At 29.6% G+C, this 23,156-nt stretch carries 24 protein-coding genes; 14 read left to right on the forward strand and 10 right to left on the reverse strand.

Annotation, left to right across the window (positions count from 1 at the left end; all coding sequences use genetic code 11):
• Positions 1 to 2: 2 nt before the first annotated feature.
• From G9F70_RS06330 to G9F70_RS06345, 4 genes are read left to right on the forward strand one after another with little or no spacing between them, the layout of a single operon-like run.
• Positions 3 to 1,091: an endospore germination permease gene (locus tag G9F70_RS06330; protein ID WP_164945322.1), complete on the forward strand. Its 1,089-nt coding sequence runs from the start codon at positions 3 to 5 to the stop codon at positions 1,089 to 1,091.
• Complete coding sequence (locus G9F70_RS06335; protein WP_164945323.1) at positions 1,088 to 2,209, forward strand: Ger(x)C family spore germination protein; 1,122 nt, start codon at positions 1,088 to 1,090, stop codon at positions 2,207 to 2,209. Before G9F70_RS06330 ends, G9F70_RS06335 begins: the two co-directional genes overlap by 4 nt.
• Before the next feature lie 38 nt (positions 2,210 to 2,247).
• Complete coding sequence (locus G9F70_RS06340; RefSeq protein ID WP_164945324.1) at positions 2,248 to 3,393, forward strand: Ger(x)C family spore germination protein; 1,146 nt, start codon at positions 2,248 to 2,250, stop codon at positions 3,391 to 3,393.
• Positions 3,394 to 3,412: 19 nt separating this feature from the next.
• On the forward strand, positions 3,413 to 4,498 hold the full coding sequence (locus tag G9F70_RS06345; RefSeq protein WP_164945325.1) for an endospore germination permease: 1,086 nt from the start codon (positions 3,413 to 3,415) through the stop codon (positions 4,496 to 4,498).
• A gap of 77 nt (positions 4,499 to 4,575) precedes the next feature.
• Here the strand turns inward: G9F70_RS06345 and G9F70_RS06350 are convergent, their stop codons facing one another.
• Positions 4,576 to 4,740 carry a hypothetical protein gene (locus tag G9F70_RS06350; protein ID WP_164945326.1) on the reverse strand — a complete coding sequence of 55 codons (165 nt, stop codon included), beginning with the start codon at positions 4,738 to 4,740 and terminating at the stop codon, positions 4,576 to 4,578.
• Between the two features lie 279 nt (positions 4,741 to 5,019).
• On the opposite strand from G9F70_RS06350, the gene G9F70_RS06355 reads away from it, so the two are divergent.
• From G9F70_RS06355 to G9F70_RS06365, 3 genes are all read left to right on the forward strand, one after another.
• Positions 5,020 to 5,745: a hypothetical protein gene (locus G9F70_RS06355; RefSeq protein WP_164945327.1), complete on the forward strand. Its 726-nt coding sequence runs from the start codon at positions 5,020 to 5,022 to the stop codon at positions 5,743 to 5,745.
• Positions 5,746 to 5,980: 235 nt separating this feature from the next.
• Positions 5,981 to 6,406, forward strand: coding sequence for an acyl-CoA thioesterase (locus tag G9F70_RS06360; protein ID WP_164945328.1), 426 nt, complete (start codon positions 5,981 to 5,983; stop codon positions 6,404 to 6,406).
• Between the two features lie 50 nt (positions 6,407 to 6,456).
• Complete coding sequence (locus G9F70_RS06365; protein ID WP_164945329.1) at positions 6,457 to 7,008, forward strand: nucleotidyltransferase family protein; 552 nt, start codon at positions 6,457 to 6,459, stop codon at positions 7,006 to 7,008.
• Positions 7,009 to 7,352: 344 nt separating this feature from the next.
• On the opposite strand, the gene G9F70_RS06370 is transcribed toward G9F70_RS06365, so the two are convergent.
• Both G9F70_RS06370 and G9F70_RS06375 read right to left on the reverse strand, forming a co-directional pair.
• Positions 7,353 to 7,961 (reverse strand): 3'-5' exonuclease, encoded by a 609-nt coding sequence (locus G9F70_RS06370; protein WP_164945330.1) that lies wholly within the window; start codon positions 7,959 to 7,961, stop codon positions 7,353 to 7,355.
• Positions 7,962 to 8,014: 53 nt separating this feature from the next.
• Positions 8,015 to 8,368 (reverse strand): MmcQ/YjbR family DNA-binding protein, encoded by a 354-nt coding sequence (locus tag G9F70_RS06375; protein WP_164945331.1) that lies wholly within the window; start codon positions 8,366 to 8,368, stop codon positions 8,015 to 8,017.
• 219 nt (positions 8,369 to 8,587) lie between these two features.
• Between G9F70_RS06375 and G9F70_RS06380 the strand changes: the two genes are divergently transcribed.
• The 3 genes from G9F70_RS06380 to G9F70_RS06390 all read left to right on the forward strand — a co-directional run bounded on the left by G9F70_RS06380 (position 8,588) and on the right by G9F70_RS06390 (position 12,505).
• The gene (locus G9F70_RS06380; protein WP_164945332.1) at positions 8,588 to 10,261 is read left to right on the forward strand and encodes a sensor histidine kinase; all 1,674 of its coding nucleotides are present in this window, start codon (positions 8,588 to 8,590) and stop codon (positions 10,259 to 10,261) included.
• A gap of 4 nt (positions 10,262 to 10,265) precedes the next feature.
• Entirely contained in the window at positions 10,266 to 10,967 is a 702-nt protein-coding gene (locus tag G9F70_RS06385; RefSeq protein ID WP_164945333.1) for a LytR/AlgR family response regulator transcription factor, read from the forward strand.
• A gap of 101 nt (positions 10,968 to 11,068) precedes the next feature.
• Positions 11,069 to 12,505, forward strand: coding sequence for a carbon starvation protein A (locus tag G9F70_RS06390; protein ID WP_164945334.1), 1,437 nt, complete (start codon positions 11,069 to 11,071; stop codon positions 12,503 to 12,505).
• A gap of 68 nt (positions 12,506 to 12,573) precedes the next feature.
• Here the strand turns inward: G9F70_RS06390 and G9F70_RS06395 are convergent, their stop codons facing one another.
• The 5 genes from G9F70_RS06395 to G9F70_RS06415 all read right to left on the reverse strand — a co-directional run bounded on the left by G9F70_RS06395 (position 12,574) and on the right by G9F70_RS06415 (position 17,435).
• On the reverse strand, positions 12,574 to 13,734 hold the full coding sequence (locus G9F70_RS06395) for an amidohydrolase (protein ID WP_164945335.1): 1,161 nt from the start codon (positions 13,732 to 13,734) through the stop codon (positions 12,574 to 12,576).
• A gap of 184 nt (positions 13,735 to 13,918) precedes the next feature.
• Positions 13,919 to 15,130 carry a cation:proton antiporter gene (locus tag G9F70_RS06400; RefSeq protein WP_164945336.1) on the reverse strand — a complete coding sequence of 404 codons (1,212 nt, stop codon included), beginning with the start codon at positions 15,128 to 15,130 and terminating at the stop codon, positions 13,919 to 13,921.
• Positions 15,131 to 15,366: 236 nt separating this feature from the next.
• Positions 15,367 to 15,546, reverse strand: coding sequence for an asparagine synthase (locus tag G9F70_RS06405; RefSeq protein WP_125001894.1), 180 nt, complete (start codon positions 15,544 to 15,546; stop codon positions 15,367 to 15,369).
• Between the two features lie 100 nt (positions 15,547 to 15,646).
• Complete coding sequence (locus G9F70_RS06410; protein WP_164945337.1) at positions 15,647 to 16,693, reverse strand: anti-sigma factor domain-containing protein; 1,047 nt, start codon at positions 16,691 to 16,693, stop codon at positions 15,647 to 15,649.
• Positions 16,686 to 17,435 carry a sigma factor gene (locus G9F70_RS06415; protein ID WP_164945338.1) on the reverse strand — a complete coding sequence of 250 codons (750 nt, stop codon included), beginning with the start codon at positions 17,433 to 17,435 and terminating at the stop codon, positions 16,686 to 16,688. Before G9F70_RS06415 ends, G9F70_RS06410 begins: the two co-directional genes overlap by 8 nt.
• A gap of 406 nt (positions 17,436 to 17,841) precedes the next feature.
• On the opposite strand from G9F70_RS06415, the gene G9F70_RS06420 reads away from it, so the two are divergent.
• Entirely contained in the window at positions 17,842 to 18,000 is a 159-nt protein-coding gene (locus tag G9F70_RS06420) for a hypothetical protein (protein ID WP_164945339.1), read from the forward strand.
• Positions 18,001 to 18,030: 30 nt separating this feature from the next.
• Here the strand turns inward: G9F70_RS06420 and G9F70_RS06425 are convergent, their stop codons facing one another.
• The gene (locus tag G9F70_RS06425; RefSeq protein WP_164945340.1) at positions 18,031 to 18,276 is read right to left on the reverse strand and encodes a hypothetical protein; all 246 of its coding nucleotides are present in this window, start codon (positions 18,274 to 18,276) and stop codon (positions 18,031 to 18,033) included.
• A 487-nt stretch (positions 18,277 to 18,763) separates the two neighbouring features.
• Here G9F70_RS06425 and G9F70_RS06430 point away from each other — a divergent pair, with 487 nt between their 5' ends.
• Positions 18,764 to 20,044, forward strand: a complete 1,281-nt coding sequence (locus G9F70_RS06430) for a L,D-transpeptidase family protein (RefSeq protein ID WP_164945341.1) — start codon at positions 18,764 to 18,766, stop codon at positions 20,042 to 20,044.
• Positions 20,045 to 20,155: 111 nt separating this feature from the next.
• Here G9F70_RS06430 and G9F70_RS06435 read toward each other — a convergent pair whose 3' ends face one another.
• Positions 20,156 to 20,569 carry a hypothetical protein gene (locus tag G9F70_RS06435; protein ID WP_125001909.1) on the reverse strand — a complete coding sequence of 138 codons (414 nt, stop codon included), beginning with the start codon at positions 20,567 to 20,569 and terminating at the stop codon, positions 20,156 to 20,158.
• A gap of 430 nt (positions 20,570 to 20,999) precedes the next feature.
• On the opposite strand from G9F70_RS06435, the gene G9F70_RS06440 reads away from it, so the two are divergent.
• Both G9F70_RS06440 and G9F70_RS06445 read left to right on the forward strand, forming a co-directional pair.
• On the forward strand, positions 21,000 to 21,710 hold the full coding sequence (locus tag G9F70_RS06440; RefSeq protein WP_164945342.1) for a class I SAM-dependent methyltransferase: 711 nt from the start codon (positions 21,000 to 21,002) through the stop codon (positions 21,708 to 21,710).
• Between the two features lie 53 nt (positions 21,711 to 21,763).
• A complete protein-coding gene (locus tag G9F70_RS06445; RefSeq protein ID WP_164945343.1) occupies positions 21,764 to 23,149 on the forward strand; it encodes a TldD/PmbA family protein in 1,386 nt (461 codons plus the stop codon).
• The last annotated feature ends 7 nt before the right edge of the window (positions 23,150 to 23,156 follow it).

Here is a 23,156-nt window from a genome sequence, read left to right on the forward strand (position 1 = left end):
GGATGCAGATAGAAAAGAAAAATCTACTAACTCCAAATGAAGTTACATTTTTATTAATAGGAATTATGCTTGATGTAACGGCGGCAAGTTTACCTAATGATGTAGTGGAGGCTGCAAAACAGGATGGGTGGATTTCTGTAATAATAGGGGCTATATATCCACTATATGTAGCACTTTTAGCTATATATGTTAGCGGTAAATTTCCTAAGGAAAATATTTTATTGCTGAGCAAAAGATACCTAGGTAAGACCTTTGGAACCATATTAAATTTTCTTTTTTTACTAAGCTTTTTTAGTTATTTTCCACCCTTGATTTCAACAATTGGGATTATTACAAGAACAGAGGTAATGCCTAATTTAACTCCACTAAAAATTTATGTAATTTTGTTTTTTATAGGAGCATACGCGGCTAGTAAAGGAATTAAAGTGATGGGAAGGATAGGTTCCATAACCTTTTGGATGGTGCTAGGAATTATAATCCCTACTATTTCTATTTTAAAGCAAGGAAGCTATTTAAATATAAGTCCAATATTTGGAACAGGTATTATAAATATTTTAAAAGGAAGCCTGAGTTGCGTTTATGATTACTCATTAATGGAGCTTATATTTTTAATTTATCCATTTATAAATGATAGTAGCAAGATAAAGGCATCCGCTTTAAAGGCAGTAGGAATTACTGCTATTATCTATACCTGGATTACTTTTGTAACCATATATTATATAGGAAAAGATATCATTCCTAAAACAATATGGAGTTTTCTTACAGTGACAGTAGGAGTAAAGGTTGAGATAATAAATAATTTCACATATGTTTTTATATTTTTCTGGATAATTATAGCCATTAAATCTGTGGCGATTTTTAATTATGTGTGCGTTTTTATTTTAGAGGATATTAAAAAAATAAAAAGCAAAAGAATAATATATGTAGTTATTGCTGCTTCTGTTATTATCATTGCAAAGACCTATTATGGAGATAAGGTATCGTTGGACGAAATTACAAAATATACATCTCCTATCAGTACTATATATAATTTAATATATATAACCCTCATCACAATTTTAATATGGATAAAAAAAGGAGGTGCAAAATGAAAAAATATATGAATATAATATTTATTGTTTTTTTATGTAGCACTTTCTTTCTTGTATTTTTTACCGGTAAAAAAATGGGCTCACTAAGTGTGGAGGATTTGGGTATCTCTGTGGGGGTAGGAATGGGTATAGATAAAAATAGTGAAGGGGATATAATATATAGGGTTTCTACCACTGCTAATGAATATAAACAAGATGAGAGTGTGGAAAGTATATTAAGTAATGGTGTAGGCAGTACTATTGGCAAGACAAGAGAAGATAGACAAAAAAAACTAGGGAAAAAATTTTTTTTAGGGCTTTCAAAAATTTATTTAGTAGAGGAGGGGTATGCTGAATATGGAATAAGAGCTTTAATGGACGTTAATTTTAAAAATCCTGTGGTTAATGACAATTCATTTTTAGTGGTATGCAAAGGTAGAAATGAAGAATATTTTAAATATACAATCCCAGGATATGATAATTCAGCAGACTATATAAGCGATATGATTAAAAATTTATCAAACTACAATTTTTTCAAGGAAAACTATTTTTTTAAAAATGCAATATTATCAATGGATGCAGAAGGAAAAAATATAGTTAGCCCATATATTGAAATAATGGATGATGGAATTAAAATAACAGGAATGGGAGTTTTTAAAAAGGATAAGCTTGCTGCTATTTTGGATATGAATGATACAAAAATAATGAATATGCTACGGGAAAATAAGGTGAAAGGCATATTAACTATACAAGACAAATCAGGAAAGTATGTAAATTATGAGGCTCAATCTAAAAGAAAAATTAAATGTATGAAAATAGGTGATAAATATAAATTTATTATTGACTTAAATTTAGAAGGAGAAATTATTAACAATACACTATATAAAAATATGGCAGGAGATACTAAGGTAATTAAAAAGTTTGAAGAAGACATGTCAAAAAAAGTTAAAGAAATGTGTGCTACTTTTTTATATAAGATGAAAAATGAATATAAAGTGGATTGCCTGCAACTAGGATGGGTGGCTGCAGCGAAATATGGAAGAGATACAGGGGTAGATTGGGATGATATTGTTTCTAACTCTGACATTGTGGTAAATGTAAAGGTTCATGTGGATAAAGTAGGAAGAGGAGAGTACTAAATATAAGATAAGTATGAAGAAATAGAAGGTGATACCTTTTGAAAAAGAAAAAAATAATAATTATGTGTTTAGTGGCCCTTATATTTCCCGTTTATGCAGAAAAATTAAATGTAGTTCCTATGGAGCAGCTAAACATAGCCGCGGGATTTGGGTATGATATTGTAAAGGAGTTAAATGGTAATGTTCAATATAGCATTCCTTTTAGTATATATGATTTTAGCAAGAGGGAAAAAAAAGGTGCAAAGAGCACTGATAAAAAGGAAGAAATTACAGAACAAGGAAGTAGCAATATAAAGGCAAAGGCGAGCAGTATTGGTGAAACAAGGGAACAAAGACAACTAAGTTCTAGCAAACCTATAATAATCGGAACTGAAGAAATAGCTATAATAAGCGAAGAGGCGGCAAACTATGGCATTAAGGATATAATAAATATACTGTTTGCCAATGCAAAAACTAATGATAGTGACTTTTTTTCAGTATGCAAAGGGAAGGCAGAAGATATATTGAGGTTTAAGGTTGAAGGGTATCCTAGTTCTGCAGATTACATGGGAGGAATTATTCGAAATTCCATAGACTATAATTTTTTATCTATAAACTATAGTCTGTGGAATATATATGTAGCATTGGATTCGGAAGGAGAAAATTTAGTGCTCCCTTACCTAGAAATAAAAGATGAAAAGATTTGTATTACAGGTATGGCTTTATTTAAAGGAGATAAAATGGCTTATGTAATACCTATGGAGGAAAGTAAAATTATGAATATGCTTAGAGAAAAAAAAGGAAAAGGGATTTTAAGTTTGCAGGAAGGCCCAGATAAGTACATTAATTATGATGCAATAGTTAAAAGGAAGGTGAAATGTAATAAGACAGAAGGAAAATATGAATTCATTATTGAGTTAGATTTTAAGGGAGACATCATAAATAATACGTTATACAAAGATATGAAAAAAGAAAATCAAAGTGAATTTGAAGAACTCATGGAAAAAAAAATAGAGAATATGTGTTATGGTTTTCTTAATAAAATGAAGAATGTTTATAAAATAGATTGCTTAAACTTAGGAATGGTTGCTGCAGCCAAATATGGCAGGGAAACCGGCGTTGATTGGAACAAAGAGGTGAGTAATGCAGATATTAAAGTAAATGTAAAAGTGGAAATAGATAAGATGGGAATAGGGCAGTACTAAAGTACAGATGGAGAAAAAAATGGAGAAAGTAAAAAATAACTTGTTAGAAGAGGTCGAATGCATAGCAATGGTAGTGGGGTTCGTAACCAGCATAGGTCTTTTATCATTACCCAATGGAGTAGTACAGGATGCTAAACAGGATGGATGGATTTCAGTGCTTCTTGGTGGACTATATCCGCTATTTTTGGCTTTGTTAGCTATCTATTATGTAAAAAAACACCCCAATGAGGATATATTGGTTTTAAGTAAAAAATATTTAGGGGTAATTCTTGGGAACATATGCAACATTTTATTTATGGCTCAGTTTGGTATATATTTGATAGCGATTGCGTCTGGAATGAGTAATGTTTATAGGACTTATGCAACAACTTTTTTAACACCAATAAAGATTTTTATTCCGGCTATATTATTAGCTACTTATTTAGATCTTAAAGGGGTAAAAGTATTGGCAAGAATAAATATAATTGCTCTTTATGCTGTGGTGATGTCAGTATTAACGTTATCAATAGCCTTACAACGTGGTAATTATCTGAATTTTATTCCTGTTTTTGGAAGCGGGTATAAGAATATTTTAAAGGCAAGCCTTGAATCCGCTTATGCTTATGGTGGAATAGAGGGAATGTTTTTAATTTATCCTTTTATGAGAAATAAAGATAAAATTAAATCAGTAGTGTTTAAATCTACTTTTTTAATTATGGTGATTTATACTTGGATAACTTCTATATGTATCTATTCTTTAGGATATAAGGTTACTTCTAAAGCATTATGGCCGGTTTTACTAGTAACAGAAGGAGTAAATTTATCGGTACTAAATAGCTTTCGTTTTGTATTTTTGTTTTTATGGAGCATGGCTATATTTAGGACCTTAGCAAATTATCAGTATTCAATTACATATATTTTAAGTTATATATTAAAAGTAAAAGATAAAAAGAAGGTTTATTGGTTTACAGTTCCTATTGTAATTTACTTATGTTTAAAAATTGGAGGCGAAGTACACAGAAGAGCTTTTCTTGGATATATTATTCCGAAGGTAACATTGTTTAATATTGCATACATATCTATTATTGCTATATTGATATTTATAAAAGACAAAGGTCGAAAATAAAGTTGCAAATAAATGATGTGAGCAGATAACCAAAAATCCGTTGGTTATCTGCTCCTTATGACTGTGGTGATAAAATACTATTTGTTATGAGATAATTTGGAACGCTTTGTTAATTTGTCATTATTTGCATCTATTTTTTCGCCATTCTCAATTCCTATATCCCCACCACTTTGAGGGAACATTTTTCTAAGTTCTGCATTAGTTTTTTTATCAGTTTTCATATGACTTTTATTATTGTCCATAAATATTCCTCCTTTTATATTAATTGATAAAGTAGCCTTGAAAAAACAATTAGCCAGTATTATAGTTTAATTTTCGGACTGCTTATATTAATATAACCCTAATATCATGAAAATATTTGTACCAAAAAATCATTATAAATACTTTTTTATTTTTAATTAACCAAATAAAATAATAATTTATAAAATTTGTATTTATGAATTTTAAATAGTGTGTATAATACTAATATGGAGTATTTTATGTATATAATAAAATAATAATTTACAAGGAAGTGACTTTATATGCCATTTAATGTATATGATAGAAATAGAAAATATTTAGGATTTATTCAATCAGCATATCCTCAATATACAAATGTATTTATGGTTGCTAGTACAGATGTAAAGCTTTCAGATAACGATTTTAATATAAATAAGATTAAATCTGAATTAGCTGGGTTTTTAGGCTGTAAAAATATTTTAGGTAAAATCAATGAACTTAGATTAACTAAAAGTATAGACAATATAATAATTAAAGAATTTGGTAAATTCAAAGATAATACTTATGATGAATTATTAAAACTGGTATATCTTAGAATATTACGGTATGAAGAAAATTTTTATTATAAAAGTATTAAAAAAGAACAAATTAATGCGTATTTTTTGATTGATATTAGTAATGTTGTAATTGAAAATAACTCTATAATTATAGATGAGGAAATAGATTATATTAATAGTGAAAAATTAGAAAATCATATTCCTATGGTTGCAAAAATCATTGATTATCCAAGAATACAAATTGATAGTATATCCTCAGGACAGGGTTTGTTATTAGGCGCAGACCTTGCTGATTTATCCTTAAGAAACCATGTTCACAAGACAAAACTAAAAATAAAATCAGGGAATTTTACTTATGAACTTAATTTACCTGTAGAGTTGTACTTGAAAAAAGGTGATACAATTCAGATTTATGTAGATAATAGAGTTATTAAGAGCGTATTTTGTGATGGTATAATATATGATTTCTAATGCTTTTATGAATTAAGCGTTTTTTCTTAGATTATGCTATAAGGTCAAGTATATATTGCTAGAAATGCGTTCACTTAGCCAAATAATTCAAACGCATTTTACGCAATATATACTTTTGTTAGCATAATCTAAGAAAAAACATATACGTTCTAAAAGGATTATTATATGGAGGCAAACACGACTTTGATCTATTTAAGAGAGGTGTCCTAATATTTATGCAGATAGGAGAAATGACATGTACATTAATGAAACAAAATTAAAAGTAAGGTATGTAGAAACAGATCAAATGGGAATAGTGCATCATTCAAATTACTATGCTTGGTTTGAAGTAGGTAGAGGGGAATATATAACAGAAATAGGGATGACCTATAAAGAAATGGAAGAAAATAATATTATGTTACCAGTAGTAGAGAGCTCTTGTAGGTACATAGAAGGGGCAAAATATGAGGACATAATTATAATTCAAACATTTATGAAAGAATTAAATGGTGCTAAAGTAATATTTAATTATAATGTTATTAGAGAAAAAGATGGAAAAATTTTAGCTAAAGGCAGTACAACTCATGCTTTTGTTAATGAAAAATTTAGAGTTGTAAATCTTAAAAAAGCTAATGGAGATATGTGGAATAGGTTTCAGAAACTCTTTGAAAAGACAGAATAACGTCCTATTAATAATAATGAAAACAATATTTAGTTAATTAGGGGGAAGAAATGATTTTTGAAGCTTTAAGTTATATTGGTGAAAAATTAAATGAAAATGGAGTTGTATGGGCTGTAGGTGCATCTATATTATTGCATCATTATGGACTTATAGACAATCCTAATGATATTGATATTTTAGTAGATTTAAATGATATTGAAAAAGCAGATAAAATTTTAAAAAGTATTGGCGAAAAGAAAGTCAGGGAAAAATCAGATACATATTCTACAAAATATTTTTACGAATATGTTGTCCATGGAGTTGATATTGATCTTATGGCAGGACTTAGCATTAATTACAAGAATGGAATATATGAATACCTCTTTAATCATACTTCTATTTCAGAATATAAAAAAATTAATGGAGTAAATATACCATTGAGTTCTTTAGAAGACTGGTATGTAATTTATCAATTAATTCCTAGCAGAGAGGTAAAAGTGAAGATGATAGAAGATTATCTTCTATTATATGAGATAAAGAAGCCTACTTTATTAGAAAGAGCATTAAGAGGTGACTTACCAAGTGAAGTTAGAGATAAAATTCAAGGAATATTAGAAGCTTAATATTCCTGCATCATTTCCTAATATGGATAAAGTTAGTAGTACTATAGTGAATATAATTTTTGAACTTTATTGTTTTTTCTTGGATGCTGCTAACAAAAGGATATATTGCGTAAAATGCATTTGAACAAGGTCTAGTAATTCACAATTTATTTTATTTATAGCTACGTTAAGAAAAATACTTGTTTGAGCGTTAGCGAGTTAGTATTTTTTAGTAGCTGTAAATAAAATAAATTTTAGAATTACTTACCGATGTGAATGCATTTTTAGCGATATATCCTTTTAGTTATAGCAGAATCCAAGAAAAAACTCGTAAATTGTAATAGCACATTATATGCCCTTAAAAATTACTTAGCAAGCTGCGAAAAGTAATGTTTAGGGATAAAACCTTTTTTAATTCCTTCCGTAACTAGCAAATAGGTTGCAGTAGTATCAAATCTAGCATCATGAAAATTTGCAGTATCTCCAAAATATTCATTACTTTTTAAATTTATTTCATTTTCATTTAATTCAAGGAAGGTAATGGCTTCTGATAATTTTGGATTTTTATAGCCTCCACGTGCAGAGTAAAGTTTGCATATGTCTTTATAATATTTCATTGTACAAAAAATATGGTTAGGATTTAGAGTATGTCCACAATTTTTGAGCTCGTGAGTTAAAAATTTTATATCAAAATTAACATTGTGTCCTATAAGAATATCTGCATTAATAAAATCATCAATAAAATCTTCATAAGAATCTTCAAAAGTTTTGCCATCGCTTAGTGCAAACAATGCATCTACACTAAAACCATGTACATCTTCGGCGGAAGGTTCTACGTAGTCTACCGTAAAGAATGTATTTTTACCTATTGTTTTTATAGGTTTATAGCTAGTATCAACAAGTATGTAACTTAACTGACATATGCTTCCTGGTCTTATACCAGTAGTTTCTGTATCAAAAAAAATCATTTTCATTAAAGACCCTCCTGTCGTTATCTGGGGCACGAAGCAATTATTAATTGCTTGGCCTATTCTAGTTCTTCTTTTTCACTTTTCTTTAATCCAGTATATACAAGGTCGAAAGATAAATCCACTAGAAAGAGGATTTTATCATCAGAAATTGAACCATCAAGAATTATAGTGTTCCAATGTTTTTTATTCATATGGTACCCTGGAATAATTGAAGCAAAGTCTCTACGTAAATCCAGGGACATAAAAGGCTCACATTTTAAGTTAATTTCGAGTATTGGTTTATTGATATTTGTTAAGGCAAACATTTTAGAGCCAACCTTAAAAACTAGTGTTTCATCATCAAAAGGGAAACACTCTGTAACGCCTTTTTTGCTTAGGCAATATTTTTTGAAAGTTTCTAAAGATAACATAATAAATCACCCTTTATCTTTTTTATTCATTTAAAATAACGTTACATCAATTATAGCATAGATTTTATATCTTTATATATTAGAGAATATTGTATATAATATTTATAAAACCTTCTTTATGTACATGAAAATAAATCAAGCTAGAATAGACGAGGCTAGAATAGTATGCTGACTTGTTATTTATTTGAATATGACGTTAGGTGAAATGGAGTTATATGTATGATTGAACTTTTAAGAAGTCTTACTAATAATTTAGGTTATGTAATTCTTATTGCTTTTTTTGTTTCTAGGATAGGAAGCTTTAAAAGTATTGTGCAAAAGGATAAATTTAAAAAAAGAGATTTAATTATGCTTTCAATAATTTTTGGATCATTTGGGATTTTGGGAACCTACACAGGCACAGAAGTTAATGGGGCTATTGCTAACACTAGAATTATTGGTGTAATGGCAGGGGGAATACTCTGTGGTCCTTTTGTAGGGCTCATGGCAGGAGTAATTGCTGGAATGCACAGGTTATTAATAGATATTGGAGGAATTACATCAATACCCTGCATGATAACCACTATAATCTCAGGAATATTTGCAGGAATCTTATATAAGATATCAAATGAAAATAACAAGTGGGTGTATGGGTTAATTGGTGGACTTCTAATGGAAATTTTAGAGATGGTTTTAATACTTACAATGGCACATCCTTTTAGCAAAGCTTTAACTATTGTAAAAAATATATATTTTCCTATGAGCTTTACTAATGCCATAGGTATTGCAATATTAATAGTAATAATTCAAAAAATCTATGATGAAAAGGAAGAGATTGCAGCAAAGCAAGCACAAATAGCACTGGAGATAGCTAATAAAACCTTGCCATATTTTAGAGAAATGAATGAAAACTCATTAGAACAGATATGTAGTATAATAAGAGAGTCTATAGGTGCAGATGCAGTAGCTATAACAAATAAGGAGTATATATTAGCTCATGTAGGTGTAGGTGCTGATCATCATATAAAAGGGCATAGAATTATAACAGAAGCTACAAAAAAAGTTATTAAGGAGGGGAATTTGGTCTCCTTAGCTAATGCAGAGCAAATAGATTGTCCTAATATAAATTGCAATTTAAAATCCGCAATTATTGCTCCTTTAAGGGAAGGAAACAAAATGATAGGCACATTAAAAATATATTATTGCAAAAATAATGCAATTTCCTTTAGAAATATAAACTTAGCTGTAGGATTATCTCAAATTATTTCTACTCAACTAGAAATAAGTAAACTTGGAGAGCTAAAGCATATGGCAAATAAGGCTGAAATAAAGGCACTACAAGCTCAAATAAATCCACATTTTTTGTTTAATGCACTAAATACTATAATTTCTTTTATTAGACTTAATCCTAATCGCGCAAGAGAGTTAATTATAAATTTATCCACTTACTTAAGGTATAATTTAGAAGCAGGGGAAAAGCCTGTAGACATTTATAGAGAACTTGAGCAGGTTAAAGCCTATATAGAGATAGAAAAAGCAAGGTTTGGGGAAAAACTTCATATAATTTATAATATTGAAGATAATTTAGATGTTAAGATCCCAAGTCTTATAATTCAACCAATAGTTGAAAATTCTATAAAGCACGGTATTTTAGAGGGCAGTGGACATGGAACAGTGACAATTGAAATAAAGAAAATTGTGGGCAATAATATTATGATAACAATTGAGGATGATGGGGTGGGTATTTCAGAAGAGATTATAGAAAAAGTCTATGAAAGTAAAATGGAAGAAAATAGAATAGGTATTTCAAATGTTCATAATAGGTTAAAATATATTTATGGCGAAGGATTAAAAATAGAAAGACTCCAGAATGGTACAAGTATTCATTTCAATGTTAGGAAAATAAGGGAGTGACAATGTGAACTGTATTATTGTTGATGATGAATTTCCTTCAAGAGAAGAACTAAAGTATTTCATAAACAATTTTAGTAACATTAAAATAATGGAGGAATTTGATGATTCGATTATTGCACTAGAATACATTGAACTAAACAAACCCGACATTATTTTTTTAGATATTAATATGCCCAAATTGGATGGAATGGCACTCGGTAAAATTATTAGCCACTTCCCCCAAAAATCTCTTGTTATTTTTATTACGGCTCATAAAGATTATGCTGTAGATGCTTTTGAAATTCAAGCTTATGATTACATATTAAAGCCCTATTCAGAAGAACGTATAGTTAGTACATTGAAAAAAATTGAGAAATGTTCAGATGAAAAATTTACAAATAGCAAAATAACCCTTTGGAAAGATAATAAAATGATTGTAAGGAGCATAACTCAAATTTCTTACTGCGAAGCAAAAGAACGGGAAACATTAATTTATATCAATGGGGAACAGTACAATGTGAATTGTAGTATATCAGAATTCTATAAAAAGCTTCCAAAGGAATTCTTTTTTAGAAGTCATAGATCATATATAATAAATATGGATAAAATACTAGAAATAGTTCCATGGTTTAACAATACCTATATGTTAAAGATACAAGGTGAGAACGTAGATATACCAGTAAGTAGAAATAATATAATTGAGTTTAAACACATAATGGGTATATAAAAGCACTTTATGTGCTTTTTTTGTTTTTTCATGTATGAAATCGTCTTCAATTCCCGAAAATATATTATAATTTAGTTATTAAATAATTAGGAGGAGTTCAAATGGTTTCATTTATTTTAGCAATTATTGCACTTATTGTAGGTTATTTTATTTATGGTACAATCGTAGAAAAAGCTTTTGGCGCAGATGAGAAAATTCAAACTCCGGCTGTGAGGCTGGCAGATGGTGTAGATTTCGTTGAGATGCCTGAATGGAAAATTTTCTTAATTCAATTTCTTAACATTGCAGGACTAGGTCCCATATTTGGTGCTATTGCAGGTGCAATGTGGGGACCAGTAGCATTTTTATGGATTGTCTTTGGATGTATTTTTGCAGGTGGAGTTCACGATTATTTTTCAGGTATGTTATCAGTAAGACATGATGGCGCAAGTATTCCTGAAGTAGTAGGAAAATATCTTGGTAAGGGCTTTAAAAACTTTATGAGAGTGTTTTCAATTATAGTTTTAATACTGGTAGGAGTAGTTTTTGTAACTGGACCTGCAGGTATTTTAAAGGATTTAACAGGAATGGATTTACAAATATTAATTTATATAATATTTGCATATTATATATTGGCAACAATGGTTCCAATAGATAAGCTTATAGGAAAAATATATCCTATTTTCGGATTTTGCTTATTAATTATGGCAGTGGGTATTGCTGGTGCTTTGATTTTCGGAGGATTACCTATTCCAGAAGTTACAATATCTAATTTAGTTAACATGCATTCAGCCCCAGGTAAGAACCCAGTATTCCCTATGTTATTCATAACTATTGCTTGTGGAGCGATTTCAGGCTTCCATTCAACTCAATCACCTTTAATGGCTAGGTGTATATCTAGTGAAAAACAAGGTAAAAAAATATTTTATGGTTCAATGATAGTAGAGGGAATAGTTGCATTAATTTGGGCAGCGGCTGCAATGAGCTTCTTCGGAGGAGTTGACCAATTAAATGCTACTATGGCTTTGCCAGGTCATACAGCAGCATGGGTAGTAAATGAATCTTCAATTAGTTTACTTGGAAAAGTTGGTGGAATATTGGCTATACTTGGAGTTGTAGCTTGTCCTATAACCTCTGGAGACACAGCATTCAGAAGTGCAAGATTAACTATAGCTGATGCATTGAAATTTAATCAAGGTCCTATTAAAAATAGATTCATGATTAGTATTCCACTATTTTTAATAGGTTTCATATTAACTAAGATGGATTTTGCAATAATATGGAGATACTTTGGATGGTCAAATCAAACTTTAGCTACTATAGTATTGTGGACAGCGGGTATGTATATGGTTAATATAGGCAAAAAACATTGGATGGCAACAGTGCCAGCTACATTTATGACAGCAGTATGTACTTCCTACATTTTAATTGCACCAGAAGGTTTTAAGCTTTCTCAAGGCATTTCATATCCAGTAGGGGTTATAGCAGCAATTGCAGCAATGATAATTTTCTTAGTTGCAGCAAAAAAGGTAGAAGTAAAGACAACGGTTAAAATGTAAAATTTTTATAAATCCCCTTTATAAAATAAAAAGGCTGCTAACATAATTATTATGTTAACAGCCTTTACTTATTTGTTTTTTATAATTTTACCATTAACCATTACAAACTCTACTTTACTTCTTAAATCAAAGGGATGTCCACTATATATAATAATATCTGCATCCTTTCCAAGTTCTAAGCTTCCAACTTTGCCTTGTATACCAAGTATTTCTGCAGCGTTTATAGTTATTGCCTTAAGAGCCTCTTCTTCATCCATACCCTCTCTTGCAGCAATACCTGCACATACTGGAAGATATTGAAGGGGAATAACAGGGTGATCTGTCATTATAGCTACCTTTATGCCTGCTTTTGAAAGGATCCCCGGGGTTTCAAAAGTTAGATTTTGAAGTTCTACTTTTGACCTATTAGATAATGTTGGGCCTAAGATTATACCATTTTGAATACCTTCTTTTAAATAATCTACAATTAAGTGGCCTTCAGTGCAATGGTCAAGGGTTATATCTATATCAAATTCCTTGGCGATTCGAAGGGCAGTAAGTATATCATCAGCCCTATGAGCATGAGCTTTTAGAGGGATCTCTTTTTTTATAACCTTTGCTAGTGCTTCCATTTTCATGTCAAAGTCAGGTGCTTTATCAGGGGTTTCTAAGGCTTTATTTTGTTTTTCTATATACACCTTTGCTTTAAAAAGATTTTCTCGAAGTATTGCAGCAGTGCCCATTCTTGTGCTTGGAGATTTTTTGAGGGAGTTATATACTCTTTTAGGATTTTCACCAAAAGCTACCTTCATAGCAAGACAATCATTTACAATCATATCATCAATTCTATCTCCATAGGTTTTAATAACTGCAAACTGTCCACCAATAACATTAGCACTACCTGGACCAGTTGCAACCGTTGTTATTCCAGCTTCTAATGCATCTTTAAAACATATGTCCCTAGGGTTAATTGCGTCGATTGCTCTTAAATGAGGAGTAACTGGGTCAACTGCTTCATTACCATCGGCACCTTCAAAGCCCATTCCATCTTCCCACATTCCTAGATGACAGTGAGCATCAATCATTCCTGGCATAACAAACTTACCTTTAGCATCAATGATTTCTGCATTGCCGGGTGGCCTTACGTCATTTCCAATAGCGATAATTTTACCATGATCAACTAAGATCATTCCATTTTCGAAATTCTCCTTAGCCATTGTATGTATATTGGCATCTTTAATTAAAATCATATAAAAACCCCCTTAATTCCATATTGTTAATTTTATTGAACATAGTATTTAGGTTTACGAACATTTCGACAATTAAAATATCTATAAACAATATTATAACATATTTATGAAATATTTATATGGAGACTAGTAACAATCATTACTTAATGAATTAATAATTGTTGCTAGTCTCCATTAGCCTCATCTATACATTAGGTGATTGAAAATTTGGTTTAAGATTCCTATTGGGAAGATAGGCAAATTTTAAAAGTATAGGAGTAATTAAAGTAGTTGCGATTACCACGATGATTACAGGTCCAAAAAATTTATCTGACATAAGATTCATTGCTACCCCAACATTTGCAACTATAAGGGCAACTTCCCCCCTAGAAATCATACCTATACCAATTCTTATAGATTCCACGCTTGTATATTTACAAACTTTTGCCCCGAGTCCACAACCAATAATCTTTGTTAATATTGCTACTATAAGTAGTACTATTGTAAAAATTATCATAGGTGCGTCCATAGTACTAATAGTGGTTTTTATTCCGATATTAGCAAAGAATATAGGGGAAAGAAGTAGATACGACAGGGTGTCTATTTTAATAGACACATATCTTGACTCACAAGTGGTTGAAATAATTATTCCAGCAATATAAGCACCGGTTATATCAGCTATTCCAAAATAGCGCTCTGCCATAAAAGCCATTAATAAGCAGAAAACTAGTCCGTAAATAGATATTCTTCTTTTAGGACCATGAAATTTGCTTAATTTATTAAAAACATAATAAAATATAATACCAATTATTACGGTAATTACAAAAAAAACAATAATTTTAAATAGAACAAAACCAATATTTACAGAAGAATTTGCTAAACTTGTTATTATGGTTAAAATAACTATACCAATTACATCATCTATAACAGCTGCTCCCAATATAGCAGTTCCTGAACGAGTTTTTAGTGTACCAAGTTCTTGTAATGTTTCTACGGTAATACTTACAGAGGTAGCAGTAAGCACAACTCCTATAAAAATATTTTCTAATAATTTTCCTGTAGACATATTTAATAATTGTCCACTATTATTGTAAAATGCTGCCACAGCAAAACCACCAATAAGAGGCAAAATTACACCTATTATTGCAATTATTAATGAAGCTTTTCCACACTTTTTTAATTCTTTCATGTCAGTCTCGAGGCCAGCGCTAAACATTAATACTATTACACCTAATTCTGCCATTTTTGATATAAAGTCAGTTTCATGAATAATACCAAGCATTGAAGGACCTAAAATTAATCCAGCTAGTAGTGCACCAACTACTTGGGGCATGTGGATTTTTTTTGTTATTAGGCCTAAAACTTTGGTGCTTAATAAAATGATGGCTAAGTCTATAAGGAAATTGATTTCTAACATAATATGTAACTCCTTTCGAGCTGTGTATTTTTTTATACCGAAAGTTTGTAATATTCTTAAACATTCAGTCATACTATTTTAACACTATTGCAAATGAAATACAATAAATGTAAATATAAATAAAAAATAGAAAGTAAGCAATATTTTATTATAAATTAGTGGTATAAAAAAACTGATTAGAAAATAAAATTTCTAATCAGTTTTTTTATTCTAAAATATTTTGTTTGAAAGTTAAATTATCTTCTATGCTCCACAAGATCAATGGCTCCTAGCACTATGTGGGCTAAGCCAAATCCAATAACACCTGCTTCAATCATAGGAAGCATATTTTTCTTTTTCATATTATTTCTTGAAAATGATGCACCTGCAGCAGTTACAACTGTACCTAGCATAGTTGGAATTAATCCTTCACGCATATTAAAAGCCTCCCTTTTAATTTTATATTATTATCTTTTACAAATGTGAGATTTTTAATACTACAAAATATATAGAATATATGCTTTATATTTCTAGTGATTAATCCTTAAAATCTTTAAGGAAATTATTGAGTACATTGTCTGTTTTTTGTTGATTTTCATAACTATTAGAACGCTTATGGTCATTGTCTTTTTTTTTCATTTGAAATGAATTATTCTTGGAATTGTTATCATCATACATTTTCACACTTTTGATTTTCTTATTCGGTAAGTTGGTTTTAACTTTATTTGGATTAATATTTTTTTTTATATTTGATGAATTATTAGAATTTTTGTTTTCAGATTTATCATCCTCTTTAATTTTATCCTCTTTACTTTTAATTGGTTTGTCACTGTTTTTAACTTTTTCTTTAATTTGTGAGGATTTATCATTTGCTTTATTAGTATTAATGTCTGCTAAAGATTCTTTTTGAAGATGTTTCTTGGCATTCTCATTTTTACTAATGGACTCTTTTTTATGACTATTCTCATTCAAAGTGGAGATATCTATTTTTTTATTATTAACTGTAATATCTACTTTTTTATTATTCCTTGAAGAAGAATTAATTATAATATTTAGATTATTACTATCTATAATATTTTTAAAATTAGAAATATCTATAGAGTTATCTTTATTACCTTTGATATCAACAGTAATATTTTTTTTATCATTTATATATTCAGCGTTTATAAAATTTTGAGCCTTAGCTTCTTTAACTAAAAGCTCAAGACCACTATCTATAGACTTGTTATTTAACACAATATTATTAAGTATTGTGGAGCCATCTGAATTTAATCCTTTAGAACTAATAATTTTATTCCATCTGTTAGCTTTAAGAGAGATAGAAGGATTAATATTAAGAACTATATCTGTAACTGGAGTATAGTAGCCATAAGCAACCACACTAGAAATAAGTAGAAACATTAATGAAGCAGCGGTTATGGCATATTTATAGGGAAATAAATTTTTTTTATATAATTCTCCTGTATGAATTTGACCTACCTTAGGTAATACTTTACTGATTTTTATATATACAAACTCTCCAGTTGAGGTCATAATCCCAACTTTTTTATTAACAATACACATTACAATACCTGTTTTAATCATTTAGTTCACCCTCTTTTATATTTAGGTAGGATTTTAAATACACATATTCTGGATTTATAAGTATCAATATCAAAGAAATTATATATATACGCCATTTTTCAATTAATTTTCTATTTGAGGCAGTTAATATTATTATTTCTTTAGTTGGAAGCCTTCTTTTGGTCTTTAAATGATTAAGCACTGATTCTTCTCTAGCGCATAAAAAAGCAAGGTTTAATAGATTATTTCTAGTATCCTTGTGAGAAGGAGATAAATTAATAAGAGAATCAAAATTGATTTTGTACTTTAATAACTCCTCTGAAAATAACTTTATTTCATCAGCCCTAAATTCATTCTCAATTTGAATTTCAAAATTGTTAATAGAATTCTTCCCGTCTATGTAATCCACGTTGCCATTATTGTTATCAAAGATTAGATTGGGAGAGTTTTTATTTCTTCTGAAAAAATCTATAAGTGCATTTTTAACGATGATTTTAACAAAACCATAAAAATTTCCTTTAGTTTCATCATATTTGTCACAGGCCATGTTAAAGGCCATAAGTGAAATACTAAGCTCTTCATCATTTTCCCAAATTAAATGCCTTTTGCAGATTTTACTTGTAGTTGAATAAATAAAACCTTTGTTAGCTTGAATAAAATTGCTACGATTTTCGGGAAGTAAAGCATCTATATTAAAACTCTGTTCTTCATCTAAACCAGAGACTGTTTTTTTATTTTTATGAAAAAGAAGTTTTAAGTTCATTTGTCCACCCCTTATATTCTTTATACGTAAATACTACTAAGTTTAAGAGGGAAAAGAAACATAAATATATTTTCCAAAGAAATATAAAATTCAATTCAAAAAAATCAAAAACCCTCTAATAAATAATATCATGTTTCGTATATATAGGGGAAATGAAGAATATGGGATAACAATTAATAATTGCTATTTACATAAGATAAATATGAGTAGAAATTAACATAAAAAACAATGATAAAAAAATAAAAGAAGAAATAGAGCAGAAATCAAGTGAAACTAGAGAAAATAAAAGTAACTAAATAGAGTATTATTAACTTAGCATAAAAGTTTCTTTACAGGTTAAAATAAGATATTGTAATATACCATTACAATATCTTATTTTAATTGTAGAGGAGGAAAATAAAGGTTTATGAAAAAAACAAAATTACCAAAAGGCCAGCATGAAGAACAAGTTGAAAATGTGAAAAATATGCTCCAAAAGGGCATGGGTATTATTGGAATTATGGACTTGACAAGTCTAAATGAAGAGGAAGTCATAGGAATTAATAATGAACTTAGAGGGGAATAGTAGAAAATAAAATGACGGGGAGTTCCCCCGTCATTTATTATCAATTCCTGCAACAAAATTTAATTCTCGAGCTGCAGCTAAAACCTGTTCCTTATCCACAGTACAAGTAGCAGTGGAAAGACCATATTTTTCTAGAATGCTAGTTATTTCCTCATGAGTAATATCCGTAGATGGAGATTCTCCTTGTATTCGTAAATCTAAGTCACTATTATCACGTTTAAAAGAAACAAAATATTCACCTGCATCATTTTTGTCCAGTATAAAACCTTTAGCCATTATTATGCCCCCTCCTTTACACAAATAATACAATTATAGTATAATGCACAACTAATTAATTATCAAAGCATTTTATTTGAACAATAAAGTGTATTAACAAAATAAAATGTATTAAACAAAATAATATGTAAAAGATAATAAATGTAATGGTTAAGTTAAGAAAAATTTAGGAGGGAAAATTATGCCAAAAAAAGGAATGAGTAGACCTCAAGTTCAACCTAAAGGTGATAATAATAAGAAGATGAAGGGTGACGATGCAAAAAGAGTTCCTGAAGTAGGAAAATAAAAAACATTAAAAAGCTGCTTATTTTTATAGGCAGCCTTTTATTATTATAAAGACATAAGCCTATATTTTATAGCCATAATGTAAAAAAATTAAACTTATTGAATATTAATGAATTTATTTATTGTTTTTAAATGGACAATAGGGTAAAATCTACATGTATGAGATAATAAAATAATATTTTTATATTTTAGGGGGATTTTAGTGAAGAGAGTTTGTAAAAAGATTTTTTTTGGATTGATTTTTATGGTTTTTATAATGAGCAAGTCTTTTAATGTTCTAGCAGTTAATTTACAAGATGAACAAAAGGTTGCAAAGGATAAAATTTGGACAATAACCTTCAATTATTCTATTTTATCTGATGAACTAGCCTATGACAATATTACTGTAATAAATGATCAAGGGCAAAAGATGAATGTAATTCTAGAACTTAGTGAAGATAAAAAAAAGGTTATAATAAAACCACCTATTGATGGGTATGTAGAAGGTGGAAAATACCAATTAAACATAGGTGATAAATTACAATCAATTGAAGGTAAGCCACTAACCAAAGCTCACAGTATTATGTTTGTCATAGAAAAACCTGTGTCTATATTAAAAGTAAATAATATCAACTTATCTATAAAACAGGGACAAGCATATATCCCTCAAAAAAAAGTAACAGTAGATTTAAGTAATGGTATACGTCAAGATAAGGATGTTATTTGGGATAGCAGTATTGTAGATACAACTAAAGTAGGAATACATACTTTAAAAGGAAAAGTTGAAGGATATGAATCAGAAGTAATTTTAACTTTAACAATTTTAAAAATTGAAGTTAATTATAATGATCTGGTAAAAGCATCGCCAGTAATTGCCACCATATCAAGGGATTCAGATTTATATGCACAGATGTCGACTAAATCTAATAAACTTGCCTTAGTAAAAAAAGGAATCAAGGTAGAGGTTATTAAAGACAGTGGATATAAATGGTATTATATAAAAACTAATGTAGGGAAATATGGCTGGGTAGAAGCATATAGTTTAATAATACCTAATGATCCGAAAACTAACACAGTTAGGCTTTCAACAGTGCAACTAGAGGGCTATGTAAATGTTAAAAGCTTTAAAAGTAACACTAAATATTTCATGTGGGTAGATCTTAATCGTCAAATTGTTAACGTATTTCAAGGAACAGAGGGAAAGTACAAGCTTTTAAAAACTATGAGTTGTGCAACAGGAAGAAATATTTCTCCTACAGTGAGAGGTACTTTTGCTATTCAAAATAGAGGGGCTTGGTTTTTTAAAGGTAGTAGTGGAGCGAAGAATTGGGTGGCATGGAATGAACAATATTTATTCCATTCTATAATTATGGACGCCAATGGAAATGTAAAAGATTATACTTTAGGGAAAAGAGCCTCTGCTGGTTGCATAAGATTATCAATAAATGATAGTAAATGGGTGTATGATAATATGCCTAATGGCACAACTGTATGGGTTAATTAATCCTTATAAAGGTAAATCAGTGTACAGTAATATTTTTAAAATTGGCTTAAAGTAAATTAAACACCATGTTGATTACCTCAACATGGTGTTTAATTACTTTAAAGCTGTTCTTTATTCATATAAACCAAAGCCAGTAATAACTAGTGTATCCCAATCAGTTTCTTCATTTTTAACCCAATTGTATTCAATACATAGCTGTTTTAACCAAGCATTAAGGCCACTACTTTTTTTACTGGCATTTGGAGCCTGCCTTCCAAAACTTTCTTTTATGGTTTCAAGTAATTCTATTTGATCGTCTTTTACCATCTCTTTATCTAACATTTCTTCTATAACATCGCAGCATTCTTCATAACATTTCTTATCCTCAGCATACAATTCATCTGCGAGTAGCTGCCTTTTGTTATTTAGTGTATCTCGCACAACATTAATTTCTTCTAAATTTGATAAGTATTTTTTAGCTATGTTCATAGCTGCAATATCATTATCTATTCTAATTATTGCTCTTTCTAATTTTGCATTTCTCATTTCAATCTTCTCACTTTACATTTTTTATTTAGTCATTAATTTAGGCATCTTTAAAAAAATAACTAGTAAGCGTGCTTGCTATTTTTTTTAAGATGCCTAATGACAATAAATCAATTATATCATTAAATTTACTATGATACAAAGCTTAGCTTACGATTTATGCAATTTCAATTCTTTATTTATTATTAAAACATGGGTTAAAGGAGTATATATGAATATGTCTTATGTGGAGGAATAATAAAAAAATTAATGTTAATAAAATTAACTCAACATAAAAAAATATTTGAAAATATTGAAATATTATAATAAGAAGTATAATATTAGAAGTGAAATATACTATTAACAATTTTATTTATAGGAATGTATATAGAAAATGGTAGATAACAATTGATAATTATTATCTAAGCCAAACACAAGGAGGAGGAATGACATGGAAAGAATAAAGGGTGTCTTGAATAATATTTATGGAGGCAAAATTTTAGATGTAGGCACGGGTAGAGGAGAATTTATTGATTTACTTAAAGAAAATTTAAAGGATTATACAGAGATAATAGGTATAGATATGAATGCTATTGCCTTAGAAAAGGCAATAGAGAGATTTAAAGGTGAAAATATAGAATTTATAGAAATGGACGCGGAAAATTTGAATTTTAAGGATAACACTTTTGATACAGTATGTATTTCAAATGCTATACATCATCTTCCCAATATACAAAAAGTTCTTAATGAAATGAAAAGAGTTTTAAAACCAGGGGGATATTTTCTGCTTCTAGAAATGTTTTGCGATAATCAAAATGAAACGCAACTTACCTATGTGTATTTCCATCACTTTATTGCAGAAATTCAGACTTTGATCGGAGGATATCATAATAAAACACTAAGAAAACAAGAAATATTAGATATTGGTAATAGTTTAACGCTAGAAAAATTAATCTATTTTGAATGTAATTATGAAGAAGATAATCCAATGAGCGATGAGGAATTAAAAGATATGCATAAAGTCGTAGATGATTATATTGAGAAAACTAAAGATTTTCCTCAATATGAAAGTTATAAGAACCAGGGACAAATTATTAAAGAAAGACTTTCAAATATAGGGGTGTCCCTTGCTACAGAATTATTTATTATGGGCAATAAATAATTAAAAGAATCTAAAGATATAATTGAAAATTTAAAGAACAGGGGTGATATTTCATGTTATCAAAAATATTAATCGAGGAAGTATTAAGCAAGGCTTTATGTACAGGAGGGGATTTTTCAGAAATATTTTTAGAGGACACTTTAAAAAATAATATATCAATGGTTGATGGAAGAGTAGATAATTCTGTATCTGGAAGGGAGTTTGGAATAGGTATTAGGATATTTAAAGGCCTTAATAGTGTATATGCATATACAAATGATGCGAGTCGAGGATCCTTATTAGAAACAGCTTATAAAGCTGCCTGTGCCCTAGGAAATATTAATAATGATATATGTATAGATATAAACTTAACAGAAAGAATATGTTCAAACATTCATCCTATTTTATATGTTCCATCCACTGTTAGCAACCTAAAAAAGGTAGTAGAAATGAAAAAAGCATATACTGCAGCTAAAGATTATAGCAGTGAAATAGCCCAAGTAACCATAAATTATGCAGATGTGGACCAAAAGGTTTTAATAGCAAATAGTGAAGGCTTATTAACTAATGATAGAAGAATAAGGACAAGAGCATTTATACAAGCAGTAGCTAGTAATGGATTAGAAAACCAAATGGGTTACCAAGGGCCAGGAAGGAAAATGGGCTTTGAAATGTTTGATGCTATTAATATTGAAGAAATAGCAAGACAAGCTAGTAAGACAGCTGTTACTATGTTACATGCACCGATTTGTCCAGCAGGGAAAATGCCTGTAGTAATAGATAATGCATTTGGAGGAGTTATATTCCATGAAGCATGTGGTCATGCTCTAGAAGCTGCAGCTGTAGCAAAAGGCAACTCGGTATTTGCAGGTAAATTAGGAGAGAAGATTGCATCAGACAAGGTAACTGCAATCGATGATGGTATTATGCCAAACTTATGGGGCTCAATAAATATTGACGATGAAGGAACTCCAGCTAAAAGGAATGTATTAATCGAAAATGGTATTTTAAAAGGATATATGATAGACAAATTAAATAGTAGAAGAATGAATATGGAAATTACAGGAAGTAGTAGGCGTGAATCCTATAAGTTTGCACCAACCTCAAGAATGACTAATACATTTATTGCTCCAGGAAATGATGATGAAAGTGCTATTATAGCCACCATGCAACAGGGATTATATGCAAAACAAATGGGTGGAGGTTCAGTGAATCCTGTAACAGGAGAATTTAATTTTGCAGTAGTGGAGGGATATTTAATTAAAAATGGTAAGATAGATACCCCAGTAAGAGGAGCTACATTGATAGGAAAAGGATCGGATATATTATTCAATATTGATATGGTAGGGAAAAACTTACAACATGGTCAGGGGATGTGTGGCGCATCAAGCGGAAGTATACCGACAAATGTAGGGCAGCCTATGATTAGAGTATCAGAGATTACAGTAGGTGGAAGATAGGAGGAAT

The organism is Clostridium sp. FP1 (assembly GCF_011065975.2).
Lineage (GTDB): Bacteria > Bacillota > Clostridia > Clostridiales > Clostridiaceae > Clostridium_AD > Clostridium_AD tagluense.